General features: G+C 74.1%; 23 protein-coding genes. 9 read left to right on the forward strand and 14 right to left on the reverse strand.

Annotated elements, in window-relative coordinates:
- Nucleotides 1-7: 7 nt before the first annotated feature.
- Nucleotides 8-544 carry an ArsC/Spx/MgsR family protein gene (locus tag AC0OO9_RS04655; RefSeq protein ID WP_484515853.1) on the reverse strand — a complete coding sequence of 179 codons (537 nt, stop codon included), beginning with the start codon at nt 542-544 and terminating at the stop codon, nt 8-10.
- Between the two features lie 684 nt (nt 545-1228).
- Between AC0OO9_RS04655 and AC0OO9_RS04660 the strand changes: the two genes are divergently transcribed.
- On the forward strand, nt 1229-1879 hold the full coding sequence (locus tag AC0OO9_RS04660) for a C39 family peptidase (RefSeq protein WP_484515855.1): 651 nt from the start codon (nt 1229-1231) through the stop codon (nt 1877-1879).
- Nucleotides 1880-2006: 127 nt separating this feature from the next.
- Here the strand turns inward: AC0OO9_RS04660 and AC0OO9_RS04665 are convergent, their stop codons facing one another.
- The gene (locus AC0OO9_RS04665) at nt 2007-2363 is read right to left on the reverse strand and encodes a VOC family protein (RefSeq protein ID WP_484515856.1); all 357 of its coding nucleotides are present in this window, start codon (nt 2361-2363) and stop codon (nt 2007-2009) included.
- A 159-nt stretch (nt 2364-2522) separates the two neighbouring features.
- Here AC0OO9_RS04665 and AC0OO9_RS04670 point away from each other — a divergent pair, with 159 nt between their 5' ends.
- Nucleotides 2523-5408: an aconitate hydratase gene (locus tag AC0OO9_RS04670; protein ID WP_484515858.1), complete on the forward strand. Its 2886-nt coding sequence runs from the start codon at nt 2523-2525 to the stop codon at nt 5406-5408.
- Between the two features lie 260 nt (nt 5409-5668).
- On the opposite strand, the gene AC0OO9_RS04675 is transcribed toward AC0OO9_RS04670, so the two are convergent.
- The 8 genes from AC0OO9_RS04675 to AC0OO9_RS04710 all read right to left on the reverse strand — a co-directional run bounded on the left by AC0OO9_RS04675 (nt 5669) and on the right by AC0OO9_RS04710 (nt 14893).
- On the reverse strand, nt 5669-6280 hold the full coding sequence (locus AC0OO9_RS04675; protein ID WP_132240296.1) for a GTP-binding protein: 612 nt from the start codon (nt 6278-6280) through the stop codon (nt 5669-5671).
- Nucleotides 6261-6647 carry a DUF742 domain-containing protein gene (locus AC0OO9_RS04680; protein WP_132240297.1) on the reverse strand — a complete coding sequence of 129 codons (387 nt, stop codon included), beginning with the start codon at nt 6645-6647 and terminating at the stop codon, nt 6261-6263. The genes AC0OO9_RS04675 and AC0OO9_RS04680 overlap by 20 nt, the downstream gene beginning before the upstream one ends.
- 5 nt (nt 6648-6652) lie before the next feature.
- Nucleotides 6653-7075 (reverse strand): roadblock/LC7 domain-containing protein, encoded by a 423-nt coding sequence (locus tag AC0OO9_RS04685; RefSeq protein WP_091629996.1) that lies wholly within the window; start codon nt 7073-7075, stop codon nt 6653-6655.
- A 91-nt stretch (nt 7076-7166) separates the two neighbouring features.
- On the reverse strand, nt 7167-9752 hold the full coding sequence (locus AC0OO9_RS04690; RefSeq protein WP_484515861.1) for a nitrate- and nitrite sensing domain-containing protein: 2586 nt from the start codon (nt 9750-9752) through the stop codon (nt 7167-7169).
- Between the two features lie 154 nt (nt 9753-9906).
- Nucleotides 9907-11484 (reverse strand): prenyltransferase/squalene oxidase repeat-containing protein, encoded by a 1578-nt coding sequence (locus AC0OO9_RS04695; RefSeq protein ID WP_484515862.1) that lies wholly within the window; start codon nt 11482-11484, stop codon nt 9907-9909.
- Nucleotides 11481-12404: a terpene synthase family protein gene (locus tag AC0OO9_RS04700; RefSeq protein WP_484517850.1), complete on the reverse strand. Its 924-nt coding sequence runs from the start codon at nt 12402-12404 to the stop codon at nt 11481-11483. Before AC0OO9_RS04700 ends, AC0OO9_RS04695 begins: the two co-directional genes overlap by 4 nt.
- A gap of 5 nt (nt 12405-12409) precedes the next feature.
- Entirely contained in the window at nt 12410-13735 is a 1326-nt protein-coding gene (locus AC0OO9_RS04705; protein ID WP_484515864.1) for a cytochrome P450, read from the reverse strand.
- Nucleotides 13736-13978: 243 nt separating this feature from the next.
- On the reverse strand, nt 13979-14893 hold the full coding sequence (locus AC0OO9_RS04710; RefSeq protein WP_484515866.1) for a GNAT family N-acetyltransferase: 915 nt from the start codon (nt 14891-14893) through the stop codon (nt 13979-13981).
- A gap of 82 nt (nt 14894-14975) precedes the next feature.
- On the opposite strand from AC0OO9_RS04710, the gene AC0OO9_RS04715 reads away from it, so the two are divergent.
- The gene (locus tag AC0OO9_RS04715; RefSeq protein WP_132240301.1) at nt 14976-15224 is read left to right on the forward strand and encodes a DUF2630 family protein; all 249 of its coding nucleotides are present in this window, start codon (nt 14976-14978) and stop codon (nt 15222-15224) included.
- A 45-nt stretch (nt 15225-15269) separates the two neighbouring features.
- On the opposite strand, the gene AC0OO9_RS04720 is transcribed toward AC0OO9_RS04715, so the two are convergent.
- From AC0OO9_RS04720 to AC0OO9_RS04730, 3 genes are all read right to left on the reverse strand, one after another.
- Nucleotides 15270-16205, reverse strand: a complete 936-nt coding sequence (locus AC0OO9_RS04720; RefSeq protein WP_421451708.1) for an RIO1 family regulatory kinase/ATPase domain-containing protein — start codon at nt 16203-16205, stop codon at nt 15270-15272.
- Nucleotides 16206-16452: 247 nt separating this feature from the next.
- A complete protein-coding gene (locus tag AC0OO9_RS04725) occupies nt 16453-17097 on the reverse strand; it encodes an HAD family hydrolase (protein WP_484515869.1) in 645 nt (214 codons plus the stop codon).
- Nucleotides 17098-17155: 58 nt separating this feature from the next.
- Nucleotides 17156-18022, reverse strand: coding sequence for a carbon-nitrogen hydrolase family protein (locus AC0OO9_RS04730; protein WP_484517851.1), 867 nt, complete (start codon nt 18020-18022; stop codon nt 17156-17158).
- A 109-nt stretch (nt 18023-18131) separates the two neighbouring features.
- On the opposite strand from AC0OO9_RS04730, the gene AC0OO9_RS04735 reads away from it, so the two are divergent.
- The 6 genes from AC0OO9_RS04735 to mug all read left to right on the forward strand — a co-directional run bounded on the left by AC0OO9_RS04735 (nt 18132) and on the right by mug (nt 22529).
- The gene (locus AC0OO9_RS04735) at nt 18132-18704 is read left to right on the forward strand and encodes a TetR/AcrR family transcriptional regulator (protein ID WP_132240304.1); all 573 of its coding nucleotides are present in this window, start codon (nt 18132-18134) and stop codon (nt 18702-18704) included.
- 118 nt (nt 18705-18822) lie between these two features.
- A complete protein-coding gene (locus AC0OO9_RS04740) occupies nt 18823-19734 on the forward strand; it encodes a TIGR04222 domain-containing membrane protein (protein WP_484515871.1) in 912 nt (303 codons plus the stop codon).
- Nucleotides 19731-20549, forward strand: a complete 819-nt coding sequence (locus AC0OO9_RS04745; RefSeq protein ID WP_484515873.1) for an MbnB/TglH/ChrH family RiPP precursor modification enzyme — start codon at nt 19731-19733, stop codon at nt 20547-20549. The genes AC0OO9_RS04740 and AC0OO9_RS04745 overlap by 4 nt, the downstream gene beginning before the upstream one ends.
- The gene (locus AC0OO9_RS04750) at nt 20546-20992 is read left to right on the forward strand and encodes an SCO6045 C-terminal-like domain-containing protein (RefSeq protein WP_484515874.1); all 447 of its coding nucleotides are present in this window, start codon (nt 20546-20548) and stop codon (nt 20990-20992) included. The genes AC0OO9_RS04745 and AC0OO9_RS04750 overlap by 4 nt, the downstream gene beginning before the upstream one ends.
- 89 nt (nt 20993-21081) lie before the next feature.
- Nucleotides 21082-21849 carry an SDR family oxidoreductase gene (locus AC0OO9_RS04755; RefSeq protein WP_484515876.1) on the forward strand — a complete coding sequence of 256 codons (768 nt, stop codon included), beginning with the start codon at nt 21082-21084 and terminating at the stop codon, nt 21847-21849.
- The gene (gene mug / locus AC0OO9_RS04760; RefSeq protein ID WP_484515878.1) at nt 21849-22529 is read left to right on the forward strand and encodes a G/U mismatch-specific DNA glycosylase; all 681 of its coding nucleotides are present in this window, start codon (nt 21849-21851) and stop codon (nt 22527-22529) included. Before AC0OO9_RS04755 ends, mug begins: the two co-directional genes overlap by 1 nt.
- A gap of 84 nt (nt 22530-22613) precedes the next feature.
- Here the strand turns inward: mug and AC0OO9_RS04765 are convergent, their stop codons facing one another.
- The gene (locus tag AC0OO9_RS04765; protein WP_484517852.1) at nt 22614-24593 is read right to left on the reverse strand and encodes an ABC transporter ATP-binding protein; all 1980 of its coding nucleotides are present in this window, start codon (nt 24591-24593) and stop codon (nt 22614-22616) included.
- Nucleotides 24594-24610: the final 17 nt, after the last annotated feature.

Consider the following 24610-nt stretch of genomic DNA (forward strand, 5'->3'; position numbering starts at 1 on the left):
AAACGCGCTACCCGGCCGGGTGCAGCGGGTCCGCCGACGCGACAGCCGCCGGGCCGGGCGCCGCGCCGCTGCCGGGCATCGCGGCGGTGCCGGGCGTCGCGGCGGTGCCGGCCGTCGCGGCGGTGCCAGGCGTCGCGGCGGTGCCGGGCATCGCGGCGGTGCCGGGCGTCGCGCCGGTGCGGCGCAGCGCCTCCGCCAGCGCCTCGGCGGTACGGCCCACGAGCGCGCTCCCGTCGTCGAGCAGCAGCAGGGGCCGCTGGATCAGCTCGGGGGCGGCCACCATCGCCTCGATCCAGCGCGGCTCGGCCGCCTCGTCCCTGGGCCAGTCGGCCATGCCGAGGGCCACCGCGGCGGGCTCCTGGGTGCGGCAGACGTCCCAGGGGCGCGCGTCGAGCCGGCGCAGCACCTCGGCCAGCTCCGCCGCGCTCGGCGGCCGGTCCAGGTACGGGCGCAGCGCGTAGCCGACCCCGGCCTCGTCGAGCGCGGTACGGGCGGCGGCGCACTTCGAGCAGGACGGGTTGTTCCAGATCTCCATGCCCGTCATCGTCGCAAGCGTCCCCTCCGACGTCACGTACGAGCCCGCCCCGCTCCCGCACGCGTCCACGTACCGCCGCTCCCGCGCTCAGCCGGCGTGATCAGGACGGACACCACCCCCGAGACGGACATAGACCCCTATCGGGACGTCGTCCCGGGGGACCCGTGCTTCGTCGGCCGGAACCATCAACAAGCGCGAAAGGGGCGGTTTCTTGCCAAGATCTCCGGTAGGGAGCCCGGCGGACGGGCGCGAGAGTAGGCACCGACGGGGTGTGGCCCGCCGCGCCCCGCACAGGGATCAAGCCTGACCGCCCGGAGCCGGGCACGGCGGGCCACACCCCCACCACGACGCACCGACCCCGTAACCACGCAAGGTCCCAACCACCTCAAGTCGCTGTCCGGTTGATGGGGGTTTGTGGTGGCGCCGGTCACGCGCCCAGTGGGTATGGGTCGGGGGCGCGGGTCGTTGTAACCACCGTGAGCGCGTAACCCCGGGCCCCCAAGACCCCCGAGCCCCTCCGGGATGGTCGGGTCGCCGGTCGGAATGCCGGCCGGGCCCGTGTCGTTACATCCCCCGGACGCGCCCCACCCTCTCGTCGAGGGCGTACCTGGTTCGACCTTTCCCTCAGCCCGCGACGCCACCGGTCCCCCCGTGGTGTGTGTCGCGTACCCCCGATCGAAAGGTGCTGCCATCATGCGTACCGACATCCTGCGTAAGACCGCCCTGACCGCTGCCGGGCTCGCCTTCACCGGCGGCGCCATCGCCGGCCCCGTCACCACCGCCCTCGCCGCCCCCACCACGCCCGTGTCCGCCACGGTCGCCCAGGACCGCAAGGGCAGCGAGCGCGAACTCGGCGTGCGCTACGAAGCACAGCCCAACTTCTACTACTGCGGCCCCGCCGCCGCCCGCAACGCCCTCAGCGTGCAGGGCAAGAACATCGACGTCGACGGCATGGCCCAGCGCATGGGCACCACCGAAGCCGGCACCAACTCCATCAACGACATCACCCCCGTCCTCAACAAGGAGACCGGCACCGACGCCTACCAGTCCGTCGAGATCCCCGGCGCCAAGGCCGACGACAAGCAGACCGACAAGCTACGCGGCGACATCGTCACCGCCATCGACGAAGGCCACGCCATCGTCGCCAACATCGCCGGCACCGCCACCGACACCGACGGCACCACCCACTCCTTCGAAGGCGGGCACTACATCAGCGTCGTCGGCTACCGCGACAACGGCAACACCGTCACCATCGCCGACTCCGCCAACCCCAACCAGGCCTCCTACCGGATGAGCGTCGACAACCTCGCCGACTGGATCGCCACCCGCGGCTACACCGCCTGACCCAACACCAGCGACACGCACCACCGCGCACCGCCCAACGACAAGGGCCGGCCCCCACCAGGGGCCGGCCCTCTCGTCGTCTTCACCCTCACCCCCAGCGTGCGCAACCGAGCAGGCCGGGGCCGAGTCAGTCGATCGGGGCGAGGAACTCCAGCCGGTTGCCGTGCGCGTCCTCGGAGTGGAAGCGGCGCAGCCCGGGCAGCTCGTCGTCGCCCCAGCTCACCGGGTACCCGGCGGCGACCAACCTGGCGGCGAGCGCGTCCAGGTCCGGCCACAGCAGGCCGGGGTGGGCCTTGCGGGCGGGGCGGAAGTCGTCCTCCACGCCCAGGTGCAGTTCCGCGCCGTGCCCGGTGAACCAGCAGCCGCCACGGGCCGCGAGCGCGGGCGGTTTGGGCTTCTCGGCCATCCCGAGCACCCCGACGTAGAAGGCCCGCGACGCCTCCTCGGAGCCGCGTGGGCAGGCGAGCTGGACGTGATGGATCATGGTGGTACCTCCTCGTCCCGAACGATGGCACGAGGTTGCGAAGTTAGCAAGACGGACGTACGGTTTTGTTGACGACGAGATCGGCGGTAAGTGTCCCCTAACCACGGCGGCACCCCGACCGGTGCGACAGACTGCTCAGGACTACTCACGGTCGCTGGTGTGAAGGAGTACGACGTGGCGAGCCTCGACACCTTCGGTGCGAAGACCCAGCTACGCGTCGGAGACGCGAGCTACGAGATTTTCAAGATCAGCAAGGTGGAGGGCCACGAACGGCTCCCCTACAGCCTGAAGATCCTCCTGGAGAACCTGCTCCGGACCGAGGACGGCGCGAACATCACCGCCGACCACATCCGGCAGCTCGGCGCCTGGGAATCCGACGCCGACCCGAGCGTCGAGATCCAGTTCACCCCGGCGCGGGTGCTCATGCAGGACTTCACCGGCGTGCCCTGCGTGGTCGACCTGGCCACCATGCGCGAGGCGGTACGGGACCTGGGCGGCGACGCCACCAAGGTGAACCCGCTCGCCCCTGCCGAGCTGGTCATCGACCACTCCGTCATCGCCGACCTGTTCGGTCGCGAGGACGCCTTCCAGCGCAACGTCGAGCTGGAGTACGAGCGCAACAAGGAGCGCTACCAGTTCCTGCGCTGGGGCCAGACCGCGTTCAACGAGTTCAAGGTCGTCCCCCCGGGCACGGGCATCGTGCACCAGGTCAACATCGAGTACCTGGCCCGTACGATCATGGAGCGCAACGGCCAGGCGTACCCGGACACGGTGGTCGGCACCGACTCGCACACCACGATGGTCAACGGCCTGGGCGTGCTCGGCTGGGGCGTCGGCGGCATCGAGGCCGAGGCCGCGATGCTCGGCCAGCCCGTCAGCATGCTGATCCCGCGCGTGGTGGGCTTCAAGCTCTCCGGCGAGATGCCGGCCGGCACCACCGCCACCGACCTGGTGCTCACCATCACCGAGATGCTGCGCAAGCACGGCGTGGTGGGCAAGTTCGTCGAGTTCTACGGGCCGGGCGTGAGCGCCGTGCCGCTGGCCAACCGGGCCACCATCGGCAACATGTCCCCGGAGTACGGCTCCACCGTCGCGATCTTCCCGATCGACGCCGAGACCGTCCGCTACCTGGAGCTGACCGGCCGCGACGCCGCGCAGGTCGCGCTCGTCGAGGCGTACGCCAAGGAGCAGGGCCTCTGGCACGACCCGGACGCCGAGCCGGAGTACTCGGAGCGCCTGGAGCTGGACCTGGGCACGATCGAGCCGTCCCTGGCCGGCCCGAAGCGCCCGCAGGACCGGGTCCCGCTGGGCAACGCCAAGACGCTGTTCCGTTCGGCGCTGACCGACTACGTGGCCGCCGACGAGACCGGCGGCGACCGTGGCCGCAAGTCGGGCGTGCCGCAGCAGGAGAAGCCGTTCGGCGTGCAGGGCCACGCCGACGAGGCGAGCGCCGAGTCCTTCCCGGCCAGCGACTCCCCGGCCAACGGGGTCAGCGACCCGGCCGACGCGCCGCGCGACCTGGAGACGGCGGCGGTCGGCTCCGGCGGGCGGGCCAGCAACCCGATCCGGGTCACCGGCGCCGACGGTGTCGAGTACGAGCTGGACCACGGCGCCGTGGTGATCGCGGCCATCACCTCCTGCACCAACACCTCCAACCCGCAGGTGATGATCGGCGCGGCCCTGCTGGCCCGCAACGCGGTCGACAAGGGCCTGACCCGCAAGCCGTGGGTGAAGACCACCCTGGCCCCGGGTTCCAAGGTCGTCATGGACTACTACGAGCGGGCCGGCCTCACGCCCTACCTGGAGAAGCTCGGCTTCCACCTGGTCGGCTACGGCTGCACCACCTGCATCGGCAACTCCGGCCCGCTGCCGGAGGAGGTCTCGGCCGCGGTCAACGAGGCCGACCTGGCCGTCGTCTCCGTACTCTCCGGCAACCGGAACTTCGAGGGCCGGATCAACCCGGACGTCAAGATGAACTACCTGGCGTCCCCGCCGCTGGTGGTCGCGTACGCGCTGGCCGGCACGATGGACATCGACCTGGCCAACGAGCCGATCGGCGAGGACGGCGAGGGCAACCCGGTGTTCCTGCGGGACATCTGGCCCAACAGCGCCGAGATCCAGGACGTCATCGCCTCGGCGATCGGCGCCACCGGCTTCAGCGCCGCGTACTCCGACGTCTTCGCCGGTGACGAGCGCTGGCAGTCGCTGCCCACCCCGACCGGCGACACGTTCGCCTGGGCGGACGACTCCACCTACGTCCGCAAGCCCCCGTACTTCGAGGGCATGGAGCGGGAGCCGAAGGCGGTCGTCGACATCACCGGCGCGCGGGTGCTGGCCAAGCTGGGCGACTCGGTGACCACCGACCACATCTCGCCGGCCGGTTCCATCAAGGCCGACTCGCCCGCCGGGACGTACCTCGCCGAGCACGGCGTGCCGCGGCACGAGTTCAACTCGTACGGCTCGCGCCGGGGCAACCACGAGGTGATGATCCGCGGCACCTTCGCCAACATCCGGCTGCGCAATCAACTGCGGATCCCGGGCGCCGGTTCCGATGCGGGAGCTGCGCTCCCTGAAGGCGGCTTCACGGTCAACCACCTGACCGGCGAGCAGACCTCGATCTACGACGCCTCGGTGGCCTACCAGGAGGCGGGCATCCCGCTGGTCGTGCTGGCCGGCAAGGAGTACGGTTCCGGCTCGTCGCGCGACTGGGCGGCCAAGGGCACCATGCTGCTCGGCGTCAGGGCGGTCATCGCCGAGTCGTACGAGCGGATCCACCGCTCGAACCTGATCGGCATGGGCGTGCTCCCGCTGCAGTTCCCGGCCGGCGAGACCGCCGAGTCGCTCGGCCTCACCGGCACGGAGACGTTCTCCATCGCCGGGGTCACCGCGCTGAACGACGGCGAGACCCCGCGTACGGTCAAGGTCAGCACCGACACCGGCGTCGAGTTCGACGCGGTGGTCCGGATCGACACCCCGGGTGAGGCGGACTACTACCGGCACGGCGGCATCCTGCAGTACGTGCTGCGTCGCATGATCGCCAACTGACGTCTGAGGTGAGAGGAAGGGCCCCTTGTCAACGCTATGCGTTGACAAGGGGCCCTTCCTCTCACGCCCGGAGGTCTTGGTACGGACGTGCCCCCAGAGGGGTCGTTTCTCGCCAAGATCCGGTCTACGCGTCGAGGGACGCGACGCAGCAGACACGGGGGCAGCAAGCAGCGACGCGGGGCAGCCGCAACGGCGGCTACCCGCGCGACGGCGACTGCGGCACCCGTAGCGGCTGCTACACGGCGGTGGTGACGGCCCGGTCAGTCGGTGGCGGCGGCGCGGCGGCGGGCCTCGCGGGTCTTCATGGCGTGCTCCATCAGCGTGATGAGCACCTCCTTGCTGGACTCCCGCTGCCGCGCGTCGCAGAGCAGCACCGGCACACCCGGGTCGAGGTTGAGCGCCGCCTGCACCTCGTCGAGCCGGTACTGCCGGCTTCCCTCGAAGCAGTTGACCGCCACCACGAACGGCGTGCCCCTGCCCTCGAAGTAGTCGATGGAGGGGAAGCAGTCGGCCAGCCGCCGGGTGTCGGCCAGCACCACCGCGCCGAGCGCGCCGAGCGCCAGTTCGTCCCAGACGAACCAGAACCGGTCCTGGCCGGGGGTGCCGAAGAGGTAGAGCACCAGGTCGTCGCTGATGGTGATGCGGCCGAAGTCCATCGCCACGGTGGTGGTCGTCTTACTCTCCACCCCGGAGAGGTCGTCGATGCCGACGCCGGACTCGGTCAACACCTCCTCCGTACGCAGCGGGCGTGTCTCGCTGACCGCACCGACCATGGTGGTCTTGCCCACGCCGAAGCCACCCGCGACGAGGATCTTGATCGCGGTGGGCAGTGGCGTCGCTCCCGCCGGCCGCTCAGAGTGCCCGTAGTCCATTGATTACCGCCTCGAAAACGCTGTTGTCGGGAAGGCCGGCTGTGGTGTGCGGTTCGCGTACCTGCACCAGGCTGCGGGCCGCGAGGTCACCGAGCAGGACCCGGATGGTGCCCACCGGCAGGTCCAGGTGGGCGGCGATCTCGGCGACGGACTGGATCCGCTGGCAGAGCCCGACTATCGCCAGGTGCTCCGGGCCCAGCCCGACCTCCGGGATCACGTCCGCACGGGTCGCCGTCACCAGGGAGATCAGGTCGAACGTGCCGGTGACCGGCCGGGCCCGGCCGCGCGTCATCGCGTACGGGCGCACGACCGGGCCGGCATGGTCGTCGACCCACTGGTGCTCCGAGGACTCCCCCTGCACCGTCATCGCGGCTACTTCTCGCCGGTCTGCTGCTCGCCGGTCCGCGAGGGCGACGCCACGTACTTGCCGACGCGGGTGACCAGCATCGCCATCTCGTAGGCGATCAGGCCGACGTCGGCGTCCTCGCTGGCGAGTACGGCCAGGCAGGCGTTGCGCCCGGCCGCCGTGACGAACAGGAACGACGACTGCATCTCGATGATGGTCTGCTGCACCTGCCCGCCGCCGAAGCGCTTGCCCGCGCCCCGGGCCAGGCTCTGGATGCCGGCCGCCATGGCCGCCAGGTGCTCGGCGTCGTCCCGGCCCAACCCTCGCGAGGCGGCCATCAACAGGCCGTCCGTCGAGAGCGCGACCGCGTGGTCGGCCTGCTTCACCCGGCCGACCAGATCATCCAGCAACCACGTCAGGTCGGCACTCGAAGCCGTCTTCTGCGCCACTCGTCGTCCTCTTCTCCCCCGGCTGTTGTCGCCGTGCTCGTCTCGGCTGACCGCTGCGGCGCGGGGATCCCCCGCACCGCGACGGCGCCGGTCAGGTCGCTTGCAGGTCGTCGCCGGCGTCGGGTTCCTCGCCGGCCTCGGTTCGGCTGTCGCCCGCTCCACCGAGCAGCCGGGCGGCGTCGGTACGGCCCCGCCGGGTGCCGGTCTGGTAGGAGCTCATCATTCGGCGTACCTGCTCCGGCGGGCGCGCCATGTCCTCGTCTCCGTCGTCGTCCCCGTCGGCGGCCGGATCGTCGCGGAGTTCCGGCACGATGCTGGCCTGCCGGACCCGGACCGGCAGGCCCGAGTCGGTACGCGCCGTCACCTGCCGGGCCGTCGGCGCCGGACCGCCCGTCGTCGTGGAGCCGGTGTCCGCCTCCGGTGCGGGGGTCCCCGTCGTGTCGGGCGCCGGCGCGGGCCGGGCGGCCACCGGCAGGCCGGTCGGGAAGGTCGGGCCGTCCAGGGCGTACTGCTCGGAGCCGCCACGGGGGCGCACGGGAAGCCGCGCGTCGAGGGCCGGACCCGTCGTCGGCAGGCTCCGGCCGCGCGACCGGGTCGGCAGGGCGCCATCGTCGGCGTCGCCCGTGGCGGGAGCCTCGACGTCCGCCGCCGGACGGGGGCGGGGCGCGATCGGCTCGGCCAGCGCCACCGGCGTGGTGGCGAGCGGCGGTTCGGCGGCGGGCGGCGCCTGCCCGGACGCGCCGGCCACCGGGACGCCGGCGGGCAGTCCGGCCGGGAAGCCGCCGGAGGTGCTCGGGTCCTCGTCGTCGGAGGTGACCAGCTCGGCCGGGATCAGCACGACGGCCGTGGTGCCGCCGTACGCGGACTCCTTGAGCTGCACCCGTACGCCGTGCCGCTCGGTCAGCCGGCTGACCACGTAGAGCCCGAGGCGGGAGGCGTTGGCCAGGTTCAGCTCGGACTGGTCGACGATCCGGTGGTTCGCGGCGGCCAGGTCCTCCTCGCTCATGCCCAGGCCGCGGTCCTCGATCTCGATGGCGAAGCCGTTGGCCACCTGCTGCCCCCGCACCTCCACCGAGGTGTGCGGCGGGGAGAACGACAGCCCGTTCTCGATCAGCTCGGCGAGCAGGTGGATGACGTCGCCGACCGCGCGGCCGGTGAGCGAGACCGCGCCGAGGGGCAGCACGTTGACCCGGGTGTAGTCCTCCACCTCGGCGACCGCGCCCCGGACGACGTCGACCATCGGCACGTTGCGCCGCCAGGCGCGGCCCGGGGTGGAGCCGGAGAGCACGATGAGGTTCTCCGCGTTGCGCCGCATCCGGGTGGCGAGGTGGTCGACCCGGAACAGGTCCTCCAGCTCCTCGGCGTCGTGCTCGCGGCGCTCCATCGCGTCGAGCAGGGTGAGCTGGCGGTGCACCAGCGCCTGGGTGCGCCGGGCCAGGCTGAGGAATACCTCGCGCACGTTTCGGCGCAGGTCGGCCTGCTCGACGGCGGTGCGGATGGCGGTCTCCTGCACGGCGTTGAACGCCTTGCCCACCTGCCCGATCTCGTCGTCGCCGAACTCGAGCGGAGGCGCCTCCTTGGCGATGTCGACCTCCTCGCCGTGGCCGAGCCGCTCTACGACGCTGGGCAGCCGCTCGTTGGCCAGCCGGATGGCGGCCTCGCGCAGCCGCTCCAACTGCTGCACCAGGGCCCGCGCGGTGGTGATCGACACGACGATCGAGGCGACGACGGCGAGCAGGCCCAGGCCGGCGGCCAGCACCAGCCGCAGGACGACGCCGACGGCGATCGGCGCGGCCCGCTCGACGAGCGCGTCACCGGCCTCGATGATGAAGCGCTGCTGCTCGCCGACCACCACGTCGGCCGCCGCGCGCCACTCCGCCGCCGACACGGGTGGCGCGCCGCCCGGCCGTCCCTGCACGACACGGTCCTCCAGGGACCGGAACGTGGTGTACGCCTCGCCGCCGACAAGTGCCTCGTAACGGGCCCGGTCGCCGCTCGACAGGTCGGTACGGACCTGGCTGTCCAGGTAGCGCTGGGCGCCGGTGGCGCGGGCGAAGGCGGCGGTCTCCTCGGGCGTCATCCGGCCGGCGGCCAGGGCGCCGGTGACGAGGGCGTCCTCCTGCGACATGAGTTCGCGGATCCGGACGAGCTGGATCAGCGCCGCGGTCTCCCGCGTGAACTGCTCGTCGTCCAGGTTGCCCAGCGACCCGTACATCCGCAGCACCGAGTCGATGAGATCGGTGTACTCGCGGGTGGCGGCGGCGCGGTCCACCTGGCGGTCGCGGATGGACTCGCGTACGGCGGCGAGCCGGTCCAGCCCGCTGACGACCGTGTCGATCTGCCGCTGGCTCTCGTCGGCCGCCAGGTCCACCCGCCAGCTGCTGACGGACTTGCGGAAGTCGTCGGCGACGCCCTCGGTCCGCCGCCACTGCGCGTCGAGCTGCTCCCGCTCGGCCGCGCCCGAACCGCCCAGGTACGCCGCGGACGCCCGGCGTTCCGCCTGCAACTCCAGCACCAGCGGCTCACCCGGCTGGGCGACCTGGGCGTCGAGCACCTGCACCCAGAGGAGACTGACGCCCTCCCGGAGGGTCACCCACGCGGCGAACGCCCACAGCGCAACGAGTGAGGCCAGCAGAGCCACGACTTTCCGGCGCAGATTGGAGCTGCGGGAACCCATTTAAAACCATCCCTGGCGGGGAGTCTGATTCATCCGATCGGCGGTTTCCGCATGGCGCTTCGACCGACCCGGCGCACGGTAGCAGTGTCCCGACGATCACTCAAGCAGTGCTGATCATGACCGGTGCGTCATCGCGGGCACCGGGTCGCCGGGCTCACCGTCCTGCGTGGCCGCTCAGCCGCGCCAGGTGCCGCGCCGCGAGCACGGCGGCCCGCACGATGAGCACCGGGTGGTAGAGATCCTTGTCATGCCACAGTGGAACGCCGTCACCGTCCTCGTCGCGGTGGTCGTCGAGGTAGGCGAGCGCGCGGCGCACGGCGGTGGCGAGGCCCGGCCGGGGCGGTCGTCCCGTGCCGAGCAGCACCTGGAGGGCGTACGCGGTCTCCTCCGGTGTGCCCGTCCACAGCCCCCACGACCCGTCGTCGCGCTGGGTGTCGCGCACCCAGTCGGCCGCCCGGTCGAGCCGGCCGCCTGTGGTGTCGGGCGTGTACTCGGCGAGGCTCGCCGCGACGCTGGCCGTCGCGTAGTACGGCGAGGCGTGCCAGCGGTCCGTCCAGCTGCCGTCGGCGAGCTGACCGTCGAGCAGCCAGCCGGTCACCCGCCGCGCCACGTCGGCGTAGGGGCGGCCCGGACGGTGCCTGGCATGCCAGCCGAGCGCCTCCAGGACGTGGGCGTTCGTGGTGACCGACGCGCCGTCCTCGCCCTGCCAGGTGCAGAAGTGCGTGCCCGTGTCGTACGCCAGGAGGCTGTCGGGCGCGACCGGGCGGCCGAGCCGGGCCAGCGCGAAGAGGGTGACGGCGGTGGTGTCGGCGTCCGTCGGGAGGCCGGGCGAGGTGGCCGCGCCGGTCGGTCCGAGCGCGGCGGCCAGGCTGTCGGTCAGCTCGGCGGGTACGTCCGCCGCCGCGCCGACCCGGGCCAGCCCGCTGAGCACCCAGGCCCGCTCGAACACGGCGATGGGTGTCGTGCACGGCACGGGCCCGCCACCCCGCGCCACGGCCCCGGTCAGGTACTCCAGCGCGCTCCGGTCCGCGCCGGGACGGGCGGGATCGCCCAGCCAGGCCGCGGTGGCGGCGGGCGAGGCCCCGACGGCACCGGACACGGGCCGGGCCGGCAGGCCCACCCGCGCCCGCTCGTCGAGCACCTCGAAGGCGTGCCACAGCTTCTCCGGTACGGGCCCGCCCGCGGCGAGGAGCCGCCCGACCGCCTCGGCCCGGTGCCGGGTCATGCCGTGCGGCATCGGCAGCGGGGGCACCGCCCGCCCGGGTGCCCCCGCGCCGTCGAGGAGCGCGTCGATGCGGTCGATCAGGGCGGGCACGATGAGGTCGACGCCCGGCATGTCCGGCACGGGCTCGGCGGCGACCAGCAGCCGGTCCCGCAGCACCGCGACGCCCCGGTCCACGGCCGTCGAGAGCCGGTACGCCTCCCGTGGGCGGGCGCGCCCCGGCGTGCGCAGTGCGCTCAGCAGCGCCTCCACCGCGCTCAGGGTCGGCACGAGGCCGTACGCGCCCGGCGCCCCCCACCCGCCGTCGGCGCGCTGGGCGGCCAGCAGGTGACGCAGCCGCTCGGCGTGCCCCGGCAGCCAGGGGGCGTCGCCGACCAGCCGACCGGTCTCGTAGACCGAGGGCGAGACCGTGCCGTCGGGGGCGGCCAGCATCGCCGCCACCAGGTCCCGACCGGCGACGGCGAGCGCGGCGCCCCCCACGTCCCGGACGGCGACCGGGGCCGCCGTCACGACATGCCCCAGAAGTCGGCCAGCTGGTAGAAGCCGCTGCTGAAGCCGACCTGCCGGGCCAGGTAGTCCGCCTCGCGCGGGCAGGTGTCCCGGAGCGGGACCAGCATCCGGCGGCAGGTGTCCACCAGCGCGGCGAGCCGCTGCTCCACCTCGGCGCGGTCCTCGACCAGCAGCAGCGCGTTCAGGTCGCCCCAGCGCAGGTCCCGCTCGTAGGTGCCGAGGTCGTTGACGAGGCGCAGGGCGCGCTGCACCTGGTCGCTGACCGCGACCAGCTCGTCCAGCTGGGCGAGGGTGGCCTCGTCGCCGGTGTAGAGCCAGTGCGCGACGTTGACGATCGTGCACGCGTGGTTGTCGGCGTTGTCGAGGTACGCGTCGAGGCTCGGCAGGGACGACCGGTCCCCGGGCCGCCACGCCGCCTTCCACTCCCACTCGCGGGCCATCGCCCGCACAGTCGCGTCCACCCGGTCCCGCCACAGCGGACGGTGCGCCGCGAAGGCGTCGGACGTCGCCAGCTCGTCCTGGAGCGCGGCCAGGTAGCCGCCGAGGTGGTCGTCGGCGGCGGGCGGCTCGCCGGCGGCCACCGCGAGGCAGCGCGCGACGAGGCCGTCGACCTCGTCGCGGGAGCGCGCCCGGTGGTCGATCAGCCAGTCGAGGGCGAAGCCCCACAGCACGGTCCGGTTCGTCGCGCGCAGTTGCCCGGCCGTGCACCACGGGGCGCCGAAGGCGATGGCCAGCGAGATGTTGGCGAACAGCATGGTGTCGAACGGGTCGGCGGGAAACAGCTCGGGGTGCGCCGCGGCCGACGCCTGGAGGTCGCGTTGGCCGCGTACCGCCAGGCCGCAGATCCGGCCCTGTTCCCGCGCGTCCCGCAGTTCGTCGCGCCCGCCCGGCGTCGCGTCGCGCGACCGGTCGGGCGTCACCGCGGTCACGCCGGCCTCCGCTCGTGGACCGGGGTCAACGCCATGACCACCGGCCGGCCCGGACGCAGGGTCGCGGCCAGCTGCTTGGGCGGCATCCCGGCGTCGCGCAGCCGGAAGCGGTACCGGCTGAGGATCGTCGCGACCACCAGCGGAGCCTCCAGGTTGAACAGGTACATGCCGAGGCACTGGTGCGGGCCGCCGCCGAACGGGAAGTACGCGTACCGGTGCTCCCGCCGCGGTTGGTCGCCCCGGAACCGGTCGGGATCGAAGGTGTCCGGGCGGTCCCAGTACCGGGCCAGCCGTTGGGTGACGTAGGAGCTGACGGCGACGATGCTGCCGGCTCTGATCCTGGTGCCGCCGATGACGTCATCCGCCACCGCCGTGCGGGGCACCAGCCATCCGGCGGGGTACATGCGCAGCAGCTCGTCGACCACCGACCGGGTGTAGGTGAGGGCGAGCAGCTGCTCCCGGCTGATCACCCGGTCCGCGCCCACCACCTCGTCCAGCTCGGCGTAGAGCCGGCCGGCCACCTCGGGGTTGGCGTCCAGGATCGGCCACAGCCAGGTCAGTACGGCGTACGTCGTCTCCGTCGCGGTGGCGAACATGGACACCACGTCGTCGCGGACGCGTCGCTCCCCGAGCGGGCGGCCGTCGTCGTCGCGGGCGTTCGCCAGGGCGGCGAGCAGATCGTCGCCGTCGCGCGGGTGGGCCCGCTCGGCCCGCACCAGGGGCAGCATGATGTCGTCGACGACGCCGATGGCGCGGCGCAGGGCGCGGTCGCCCGGCACCGGTACGGCGTCGGGCACGAAGGGCAGGAGCAGGCGGGCCCGCAGCGCCGTCACGATGGTGTCCTGGGCGGCCACGATCCGCAGCTGGTCGGCGAGGCTCACCCGGTCGGCGAAGAAGACGCTGCTGATCGCCCGGCAGATGACCCGGCCCAGCTCGGCGCCGGCGTCCAGCCACCGGCCGGTGCGGGCCGGCTCGTCGAACTCGTCGACGGCCTCGCTGACGGCCTGGCTCATGGAGTCCACCAGGGAGTCGATGCGCTTGGCGGTGAAGTGCGGCTGCATCCGCCCGCGGCTGGCCTGCCACTCCGGTCCGTCGGACATGATGCCGTCGCCGGTGAGCCGTCGTACCGGCCGCCACAGCATGCTCCGGCCGCCGCGGGTGTAGTTGGCCGCGTTGTCCCGCAGCACGTGCTGCACGTGGGCGGGTTCGGTGACCAGGTAGGGGCGGATCGTCCCGAGGTTGAGCCGCAGGACCTGGCCCGGGGCGGCGTCCGCCATCGCGACGAGCTGGCCCAGCGGGTCACGCAGCAGGCCCGGCAGCATCCTCCACAGTGGCGCGGACCGCGCCGGGCGACCTCGCGGGTCGTCGGCACCCCGTTCAGCAATGGCATCCCGCACCCGTGGCTCCTCCCGTCGGTCACGCTCCGTTGTGACGGACCGTCATGCGAACGGCTGCCTTGCGTCACGATTCGGGAAGCATGCCATCACCCGTCGAGACTCCGCTAGCCGTCGAATGAGAATTTTGCTCATGGGAATGCTCGTCCATGAAGGATTTCGTGTCGGGCGTCACTTCGGAAGGGTGCGCAGGTGGCGCCACTCGGCGGCCACCGGCCGGTACCCGAACCACGCGTTGACCGCCCGCATCGCGGCGTTGCCGGCGTCGTTGATCGTGGACGCCCACCGGAAGCCCGCCGACCGGGCCGCCCGCAGCGACGCGTGTTTGACCGACCGGGCGAGGCCCCGGCCCCGCCACCCGCTGCGGGTGCCCGTCATCCCCGACAGGTAGCGGTCCCGGCCGTCGGTCAGCGCGAGGCTGAACGCCACCACCACTCCGTCGGCCGTCGCCACCGTGCTCAGCGCCCGGTCCAGGTCCGGCCGGTCCCAGTACGCGGCCCGCCAGTCGGAGAAGTCGGTCTCGTCCCTCCCGACGTCGCCCGGCTCGTCGGCTGCGGCGGCCAGGTCCGCCTCGTACAGCGGACGCGGGTCGACCAGGTCCGCAGCCGTGCCCAGCCGCACCCCGCCCGGCGGATCGGGCGCCGCCGGCAGCGCCGCCGCCAGGTCAAGGCCCATGATCACGCTGCGCCGGCCGGGCCGGTAGCCGCGCCGCTCGGCGAAGGCGAGCGGCGCCGGCTCGTCGACGACCCGCGCGTACGCCCGGCGCACCCCCAGCCCGGCGAGCCGCTCCTCGGCGGCGGCGAGCAGCGCCGACCCGACGCCCCGCCCCCGCCCCTCGGGACGCACGACCAGGTTGACGAAGCCGAGCCCCGGCTCGGCGCTCTCGTACAGCAGCCCCGTCCGGGCGACGCCGGCGATCCCGTCGCCCGCCTCGGCGACGAGCATCCCGAAGCGCTCGGCCGGCTTGCCGGTCGCCTGCCAGGCGAGCAGCTCCGGCGTGACCACCAGGTGGGGCCGGGCGGCGCGGAGCAGGTCGGCGACCGGCGTCAGGTCGGCGGGGCCGGCGGCCCGGACGGTGGGAGCCATGGCTGGGCAACCTACCGCAGCGGCGGTGGCGGGCGGCGGTGGAACCCGGGCGCGCCCGCGCGGCCTGTGCCAGGCTCAGGGCATGGACGACAAGACGATCCTGAACCGGATCTCGGAACTGGTCGACGAGGAGCACCGGTTGCGCGCCGACGCGCAGGCCGGCGAGTCGGGCACGGACGACGACGCCCGCACCCGGCTGCGCGAGCTGGAGGAGTCCCTCGACCAGTGTTGGGACCTGCTGCGTCGGCGACGCGCGGCCCGGGAGACCCACGGCGACCCGGACGCCCAGGGGACGCGCCCCAAGCCGGCGGTCGAGCGCTACCTCCAGTGACCCGGGCCCCGGGTGGCCGGTGCCTGGCCACCCGGGACGTCGCGGTCAGCGGATCCCCGCCTCCCGCAGCAGCAGCGCGCTCAGCGCGGCCGGGTCGGCGTCCGCCGCGGGCAGGCCCCGGGCCGCGAACCAGGTGGCGACCACCCGCACGTCGCGGGCCAGGAACTCCGGCCCCTGCGGGTTGGCCACCACGTCGACCACCTGCGGCAGGTCGATGAGCACCAGCCGCCCCGCGTGCACCAGCAGGTTGTACGGCGACAGGTCGCCGTGCGCGAGGCCGGCGCGGGCGAGCACCACGAGGGCGTCGACGAGCTGCCCCCACAGCTCGCGCAGCTCCCCCGCCTCCGGCCGCAGCTGGGCCAGCCGGGGCGCGGCCAGCCCCTCTTCCTGGTCGCCGAGGAACTCCAGCATCAGCTCCGTGCCGCGCAGCTGCACCGGGTAGGGGACGGTGATCGTGCCGTAACGGGCGCCGACCTCCCAGAGCCGGGCCAGCGCGGCGAACTCGGCCGCCGCCCACTGCCCGGCGATCATCTGCCGCCCGAAGGCGGTACGGCCGGCCATCGCCCGGTTCTCCCTGGACCGGCGGACCCGGCGGCCCTCCAGGTAGCCGGCGTCGCGGTGGAAGAGGCGGTGCTGGGGGTCCCGGTAGCGCTTGGCCGCCAGCAGGCAGGACCGGTCGGTGCCGGGCACCGCCCGGCGGACCAGGTGGACGTCCGCCTCCTTGCCGGTCTTGAGCATCCCGAGTTCGGTGTCCTTGGCGGCCAGTTCGGTGACCAGCCACTCGGGGTGGGGCTGCGGGCCGTGCACGGCGTCGTCCCAGGACGACCAGCGCTCCCCCGTGTCGGGGTCGGGTTCGGCGTCGGGGTCGGCGAGGGCGGGCTCGGCGGCCCGGCCGCGCTTCAGGAAGAGCTGTTCGTCGTCGTCGAAGCGGCGCTTGCCGCGGGTACGGCGCTCGCGCGCCGGAAGGTCGTGATCGCGCACTGCGGTGGTGATCCCTTACTCGAGGCTGATGGGGGCAGGTGGTATTGACCTGCGAAGACGGCCATGACCGACCCCCTCTCCTCGACCGGGCGCGGACCCGGTTGCACGATGCGCCGACCATGCTCGCGCTCCGACGCCGCCCCGGTCAACCGAATTACGCCAGCCCGCCCCGGCGCCCCGCTCAGGCCCCGCGTAGGGCATGGCCAGCCGCCGCGCCGGCTCATCGGGCGGCGGGCGGCGCTGCCCGTCAGGCGGCGAGCACCGTCGCGACGGCGGCGATCACACCGTCCGCCGTGCGGGTGGGGGCGAACCGGTCGTCGACCCAGCTCCGCCCCCGGTGCAGCCAGACGCTGGGCAGGCCCACGGCGGCGGCGCCCCCGATGTCCGCCTCCGGGCCGTCGCCGACCACCCATGCGCCGCGCAGGGGCAGCCGTACCCGCCGGGCGGCCAGCGCGAAGATCCTCGGGTTGGGCTTGCTGACGCCGACCTCCTCGGAGATGACCCAGTCGGCGACGAAGCGGTCCAGCCCGGTACGCCGGATCATGGCCTCCTGCTGGCGTACCCCGCCGTTGCTGACCACCACGGGCGTCCAGCCGGCCTCGTCGGCGATCCGCAGCGCGCAGGCGACCAACGGATCGAGCCGGATGTTGGCCACCACGCCGTCGTGCAGCTCCTCGACCAGGTCGATGGACGGGATCCGCAGCCCGTAGCGGTCACGCACGGCGTCGGCCACGTCCCACCGGTCGGTCAGTCCGTCGGCGTCGATGGACAGCAGCCAGTCGATGTCGGCCGGCGGCGCGCCGACACCGGCCAGGAAACGCTCCCCCCAGGCGCGGAACGGACCGGCCCGGTCGAGCAGCGTGTTGTCCAGGCTCAGCAGGAGCAGCGGCACTCGGGCACCTTACGGGAGCACGCCCGCCCGGCGACAGTGCCGGCTCCCCCCGCGCCTGTCAGGCCGGCAGCGCCGTTCGGCTGCCGCCCTGGTGGGGCAGGCGGTCGAGCAGCATGCAGTGGGCCGCCCGGGTCGCCGCGAGGGCCTCCGGGGCGAGCGCGACGACCAGCACGGCCTCGCCGGTGTCCGCGCCCCGGGCCAGCGACCGGCCCTCCGGGTCGTAGACCGCCGCGCCGCCGTTGAACCGCCACGGGTCGGCGCCGCCGACGAGGTTGGCGAACACCACGTACATCGTGTTGTCCAGCGCGCGGGCGGCGTAGTAGAGGTCGCGGCGGTGCTCGGAGCCGGCCAGGTAGCCGCTCGGGCAGAGGTAGCCGTGCGCACCGTCGGCCGCCGCGGCCCGGCCGTGCTCGGGGAAGCAGCCGTCGTAGCAGATGCCGAGCCCGAGCCGCCAGTCGTCGACGAGCAGGGTGGCACCCCGGTCACCGGCGACGAACAGCTCCCGCTCGCCACTCCACAGCTGCTGCTTGTCGTAGCCGACGCGGACCTCACCGGAGCGGTCGACCAGCAGGGCGGAGATCGTCCGCCGGCCGTCCGGGTGACGGACGGCGGCGCCGACCACCACGGCGGCGTCGCCGTCGCGGGCCGCCTCGCGCAGCGGGTCCAGCCGCGGGTCGTCCACCCCGGCCGCCGCGTCGGCCGCGACGTCGGTGCCGGCCGGATCGGCCGCGAGCGTCGGCAGGTGGTACGCGGGCAGGAAGAGCTCGGGCAGCACGGTCACCCGGGCGCCCCGCTCCGTGGCCTGGCGGACCAGCCGGGCGGCGCTCGCCGCGTTGCCGGCCACGTCGCCGGGGACGGGCTCGGCCTGCACGGCCGCGACGGTCAGCGGTGCGGCGGGGACCGCGACGGCGGTGGGAAGTGGCATCACGGGCCGATCCTAGACCGGCGCGCCGACCTTGGATGATCATGCGCGCGACCAAACCAAGCCGTACGTACGGTTTGCATGGCGGGGGGCGAGCTGTCACGATCGACCCGTGCCCAGAGTAAGTCAGGACCAGCTCGACGCGCGCCGGCAGGAGATCCTCGCCGCCGCGCGGGCCTGTTTCGCCCGGCACGGCTACGAGGGCGCCACCGTCCGCAGGCTGGAGGAGGCCACCCGGCTGTCCCGGGGCGCGATCTTCCACCACTTCCGCGACAAGGACTCGCTCTTCCTGGCGGTGGCCGAGGACGACGCCGCGGCCATGGTGGAGACGGTGGCCCGCAACGGCCTGGTCCAGGTCATGCGGGACCTCCTGGCCGGCGCGGTCTCCCCCGACACCACCGGCTGGCTGGGCAGCCAACTGGAGGTGTCCCGGCGGCTCCGGACCGACCCGGCGTTCGCCAGGCGGTGGGCGGAACGGTCGGCGGCGATCGCCGAGGCGACCCGCGACCGGCTGGCCCGGCAGCGGGAGGCGGGCGTGCTCCGCGAGGACGTGCCGATCGACGTGCTGGCCCAGTTCCTCGAACTCGCCTACGACGGCCTGGTGCTGCACCTGGCGATGGGCCGGCCCGCCGGCGACCTCGGCCCGGTGCTCGACCTGGTCGAGGAGGCCGTCCGCCGCCGCTGACCGGCCGCCCCCGCGCCACCGCGTATCGGTCCGGTAACTCGGTCCACGCGGTGGATCCGCCCTGGCGGGCCTGCTCCACAATTGGGTCGCGATCCCCCTCGCCCGACAGGAGCAGCACATGACCGTCCTCGCCGCACCTGGTGACACCTGGGGCATCTCCGGTCCCGCCTTCCTCGGGGTCTATCTCCTCGCAGCCGTCGTGATCATCGTCGGCACGGTCGTCCACCGGCTCTCGGTCCTCGCCGGGCCGCAGGTGGGAGACGTGGGTCAGCTCGGCCCACAGCAGGTCGCCTACCTCAACGGCGGGCAGCAGCTGGCGATCTGGGCCTCGCTCGGCGGGCTGCGCAGCAGCGGGGCCATCGGCGTACGCCCGGACCGGCGGCTGACCACCGGCGGACCGCTGCCGGCCGGGATCACGCCGCTGGACCAGGCCATCCACTTCGCGGCGGGCCGGAACGCCAGCACCCGGGAACTGGCCCGCGACGAGTGGGTGGTCCGGGCGCTCGACCAGCTCCGGACGAGCCTGGAGCAGCGCGGGCTCGCGCTCGCGCCGGCCCGCCGATCCGCACTGCGCCTGGGCGCGTTCCTGCTCACCGCCCTGCTGCTGGTCGGCGTGTTGCGCATCTTCGCCGGCCTGGGCAACGACCGTCCCGTGGGTTGGCTCGTGCTGAGCCAGCTCCCGCTGATCGTCGTGGCCGTCCTCCTGTACCGGGTGCCGTGGCGCACCCGCGCCGCCACCCAGGCCCTGCGCGGCCTCCGGCGTCAGCACACCTACCTCGCGCCCGCCTCCGCCCCCGCCTACGCCACCTACGGCGCGGCGGGCGCCGCGATGGGGGTCGCGCTGTTCGGCACCGCGTCGCTCTACGCCATGGACCCCGGCTTCGCCAGCCAGGCCGAGATCCAGCGCCAGGCGATCAGCGGCTCCGGCGCGTCCTCGACCGGCGGCGGATGCGGCGGCGGCAGCTCGTGCAGCGGGGGCAGCTCGTGCGGCGGCGGCGGGGGTTGCGGCGGCGGCGGGTGCGGCGGATGACCGGCCCCGCCGGCGTCGGCATCGGCTGGCGGCCGGAGATCGCCGGATTCGTCGCCGACCTGCCCGGGCTGCGCTTCGTCGAGGTGGTCGCGGAGAGCGTCGCCGCGACCGGGCCACCGCCCGCCGGGCTGGCCGCGCTGCGCGAGCGCGGCGTGACGGTCGTACCGCACGGCGTGCGCCTCTCCCTCGGCGGCGCGGAACCGGTCGACCCGGCGCGCGTCGCCCACCTGGGCGCGGTGGCGGAGCTGGTCGGGGCGCCCCTGGTCAGCGAGCACATCGCCTTCGTCCGGGCCGGCGGCGTCGAGGCCGGTCACCTGCTGCCGCTGCCCCGCAGCCGGGAGGCGGTCGACGCGGTCTGCGCCAACGTCGCCCGCGCGCAGGCCGCGCTGCCGGTGCCGCTCGCGCTGGAACCGATCGCGACCCTGTTCGACTGGCCCGACGACGAGCTGGACGAGGCCGACTTCCTCACCGAGATCCTGGACCGCACCGGCGCGTTCCTGCTGCTGGACGTCGCCAACGTGTACGCCAACGCCCGCAACCGGGGCACCGACCCGCTCGCGCTGCTCGACCGGCTGCCGCTGGAGCGGGTCTCCTACGTGCACGTGGCGGGCGGCGCCGAGCACGGCGGCTACTACCACGACACGCACACCGATCCGGTGCCCCCGGCGGTGCTCGACCTGATCCGCGAGCTGTGCGCCCGCCGCCGGCCGCCGGCGTTCCTGCTGGAACGCGACGGGCACTACCAGCCCGCCCCGGTGCTCCGCGCCGAGTTGGACGCCCTCGCCGCCGCGTCCGGCTTCCCGGTGGTGACGTGAGCGGCGACCTGGCCGAGCGGCAGGCGGCGCTGGTGGCGGCGCTGGTCGCCGGCGGCCCGGTGCCGGCGGGCTTCGACCCGGCGGCGCTCGCCGCCGCCGGGACCGCGCTGCTGCGCAAGCGTGCCGGGGAGGTGGCCCGGCACTGGCCGCTGCTCGCCGCCGGTCTCGGTGCCCGGTGGCCGGAGACCTTCGCCCGCTGGGCGACGGGGCGGCCGACCGGGGGCTCGCTGCGCGACGGCTGGGACCTGGCCCGCGACCTGCGCGACCGGGGCGCGCTGCCGCCGCTCGGCGCGGAGGAGCTGGCCGCGCGCGAGGCCGCCCACCGCTACGACGGGCACACCCCGCCGCGCCCGCGTCGGCTGCCGGCCTGGGGGCGCGCCGGCGGGGCCGTCGCGGTCCAGCTCGCCGGTCGGGTACGCCTGCTGCGTCCCGCCCGCCGCTGAACGCCCGCCGCTGAACGCCCGCCGGACCGGCGCGCACCGACCCGAGGGCCCCAGTGGCGGATCCGGCCGGGTGCGGCAGGATCGACGGCATGGATCTCGGACTGACCGATCGGGTGTACGTACTCACCGGCGCCTCCCGAGGGCTGGGCTTCGCCACCGCGCAGTGTCTCGTCGCCGACGGCGCCCGGGTGGTGCTCTCCGCCCGCGACGCCGACGCGGTGGCCGCCGCCGCGCACCGCCTCGGCGGGCCGGAGCATGCGGTCGGGCTGACCGCCGACCTGGCCGACGCGCAGACGCCGGAGCGCCTCGTGGCAGCGGCCCGGGAGCACTTCGGACGGCTCGACGGGGCGCTGGTCTCGGTCGGCGGACCGCCGCCGGGCAGCGCCGCCTCGGTCACCGACGAGCAGTGGCGCCGCTCCTTCGAGACGGTCTTCCTCGGCACCGTCCGGATGGTCCGCACCGTCGCCGAGAACCTGGTCGCAGGCGGGGGCGGGGCGGTCGGGCTGGTCCTGTCGACCTCGGCGCGCGGGCCGGTGCCCGGCCTGGGCATCTCCAACGGCCTGCGGCCCGGCCTGGTGGGCATGGCCAAGGACGTCGCCGACGAGTACGGGCCCCGGGGCGTGCGGGTGGTCGGCCTGCTGCCCGGACGGATCATGACCGACCGCAACGTGGAACTCTTCGCCGCCACCGGCGACCCCGACCGGGCCCGCGCGGAGGCCGAGGCGGCCATTCCGCTACGCCGCATCGGCGCGCCGGACGAGTTCGGCCGGGTGGCCGCGTTCGTGCTCTCCCCCGCGGCGAGCTACCTGACCGGGGTCACCGTGCCGGTCGACGGCGGCGTGCTGCGGAGCCTGTGATGGCCCCGCCCGCCGACGGCTCGCCTGCCGGTCCCTCCGCCGATGGATCGTCCGGCGGATCGCCCGCCGACGGGTCGTCTGGCGGATCGCCGCTCCGGCGAGGGACGCGGGTGGCGCGGGCGGCCGGGCGGTATCCGCGGCCGACACGGGAGGAACTCGCCGCGGCGGCGGAGCGCACCATCCCCGACGTCATCGCCCCAGGCCTGGACGTGCTCTTCGTGGGCATCAACCCGGGCCTGTGGTCGGCCGCGACCGGGTGGCACTTCGCCCGGCCGGGCAACCGGTTCTGGCCCGCGCTGCACCGGGGCGGGTTCACGCCCCGGCTGCTGCATCCCAGCGAGCAGGACGAGCTGCCGGGGTACGGGCTGGGTATCAGCAACATGGTCGCGCGGGCCAGCGCCCGGGCCGACGAGCTGACCCCCGCCGAGCTGGTCGAGGGCGCGGACATCCTCACCGGCAAGGTCGAGCGGTACCGCCCCCGGTGGGTGGCCGTGGTCGGGGTGACCGCGTACCGGATCGGGTTCGCCCGGCCGAAGGCCGCCTTCGGGCCGCAGCCGCAGCGGCTGGCCGGCGCCCGGCTCTGGGTGCTGCCCAACCCCAGCGGCCTGAACGCGCACTTCACCCCCGCGACGCTCGGCGCCGCGTTCGGGGAGTTGCGGGCGGCGGTCGCGGCCGGCTGAGACGGCAGTTGGCCGCAGCCGGCAAGTTGGCGCAGCTGGCCGCCGCCGGCGACAAGCGTCAGTTGGCCGCCGCCGGCGGCAACGTCAGTTGGCCGCCGCCGGCGGCAGCGCCTCGTCGGCGAGGTAGGGCCGCAGCGGAGGCACGGCCACCGGCTCGGGCCCGGTCGCGTCGACGTACGGGGTGGGCGAGTCGGCGACCGCGAACTGGGTGCGGTAGAGCTCGGCGTAGAGCCCGCCCACGGCCACCAGCTCCTCGTGCCGCCCCCGCTCGACGATCCGCCCGTCGTCGAGCACCAGGATCTGGTCGGCGTCGCGGACGGTCGAGAGCCGGTGCGCGATCACCAGCGCAGTACGCCCGGTCAGCGCCACCGACAGCGCCCGCTGCACGGCGGCCTCGCTCTCCGAGTCGAGGTGCGCCGTCGCCTCGTCGAGGATCACGATCGACGGGGCCTTGAGCAGCAGCCGGGCGATGGCGATGCGCTGCTTCTCGCCGCCGGAGAAGCGGTAGCCGCGCTCGCCGACGAGGGTCTCCAGCCCTTCCGGCAGCGACCGGACCAGGTCGGCGACCTGCGCCCCGGCCAGGGCCACCCAGATCTCGTCGTCGGTGGCGTCCGGCTTGGCGTAGCGCAGGTTCTCGGCGATGGTCTCGTGGAACAGGTGCGAATCCTGGGTGACCACGCCGATCTCGTCGCGCAGCGAGGCGAGGGTGGCGTCGCGGACGTCGACCCCGCCGACCAGCACCTGCCCGTCGGTGACGTCGTAGATGCGGGAGATCAGCATGGACAGCGTCGACTTGCCGGCGCCGGAGGGGCCGACCAGCGCCACCATCTGCCCCGGCTCGACCGCGAACGAGACGCCCTTGAGCACGGGCTCGTTGATCGTACGGTCGAGGGCGGCGACCTCCTCCAGGCTGGCGAGCGAGATCTCGGCGGCGCTGGGGTAGCGGAACCGGACGTCGCGGAACTCGACCCGGCCGCTGGCCCGGGGCACCGGCACCGCGTCGGGCCGCTCCTCGATCGTCGGCTTCAGGTCGAGCACCTCGAAGACCCGGTCGAAGGAGACCAGCGCGCTCATCACGTCGACCCGGACGTTGGACAGCGCGGTCAGCGGACCGTAGAGGCGGGTGAGCAGCAGGGCGAGGGTCACCACGGTGCCGGCGCTGACGTTGCCGGTGACCGCCAGCCAGCCGCCGAGCCCGTAGGTGAGCGCCTGGGCCAGCGAGGCGACCAGCAGCATCGCCACGAAGAAGGTCCGCGAGTACATCGCGGACTGGATGCCGATGTCGCGGACCCGCTCGGCCCGCGCGGCGAACCGGCGCGCCTCCACCTCGGGCTGGCCGAAGAGCTTGACCAGCAACGCGCCCGAGACGCCGAAGCGCTCGGTCATCGTCGCGTTCATCTTCGCGTCGAGGTTGTAGGACTCGCGGGTGATCTCGGCGAGCCGTTTGCCGACCCGGCGGGCCGGGATGATGAAGACCGGCAGCAGCACCAGGGAGAGCGCGGTGATCTGCCAGGAGAGGGTGAACATCACCGCGGCGGTGAGCACGAGCTGGATGACGTTGCTGACCACCCCGGACAGCGTCGAGGTGAACGCCCGCTGCGCGCCGAGCACGTCGTTGTTGAGCCGGCTGACCAGCGCACCGGTCTGGGTGCGGGTGAAGAACTGCAGCGGCATCCGCTGGACGTGGTCGTAGACCCGGGTGCGCAGGTCGAGGATGATGCCCTCGCCGATGCGGGCCGAATACCACCGCTGGGCGAGGGAGAGCAGTGCGTCGAACACCGCGAGCCCGGCGATGACGAGGGCCAGCCGGACCACCGCGCTGCCGGCGTCGGCGCCGCCCCGGGTGATCGTGTCGATGACGTCGCCGGCCAGCACCGGGGTGGCGACGCCGATGACGGCGGCCAGCACCACCGTGACCAGGAAGACGACGATGTCCCGGCGGTAGGGCCCGGCGAAGGCCACGATCCTGCGGGCCACCCCGCGCTTGAGTCGGTGGGTGGAGATCTCGTCGCGGTTGCGCATCGACCGGAGCATGCTCCAACCGGTCATGCCGCCGCCCGACATCGAGTGGGACACGTTCA

The sequence above is a fragment of the Micromonospora sp. USAFONa4 genome, assembly GCF_057197825.1.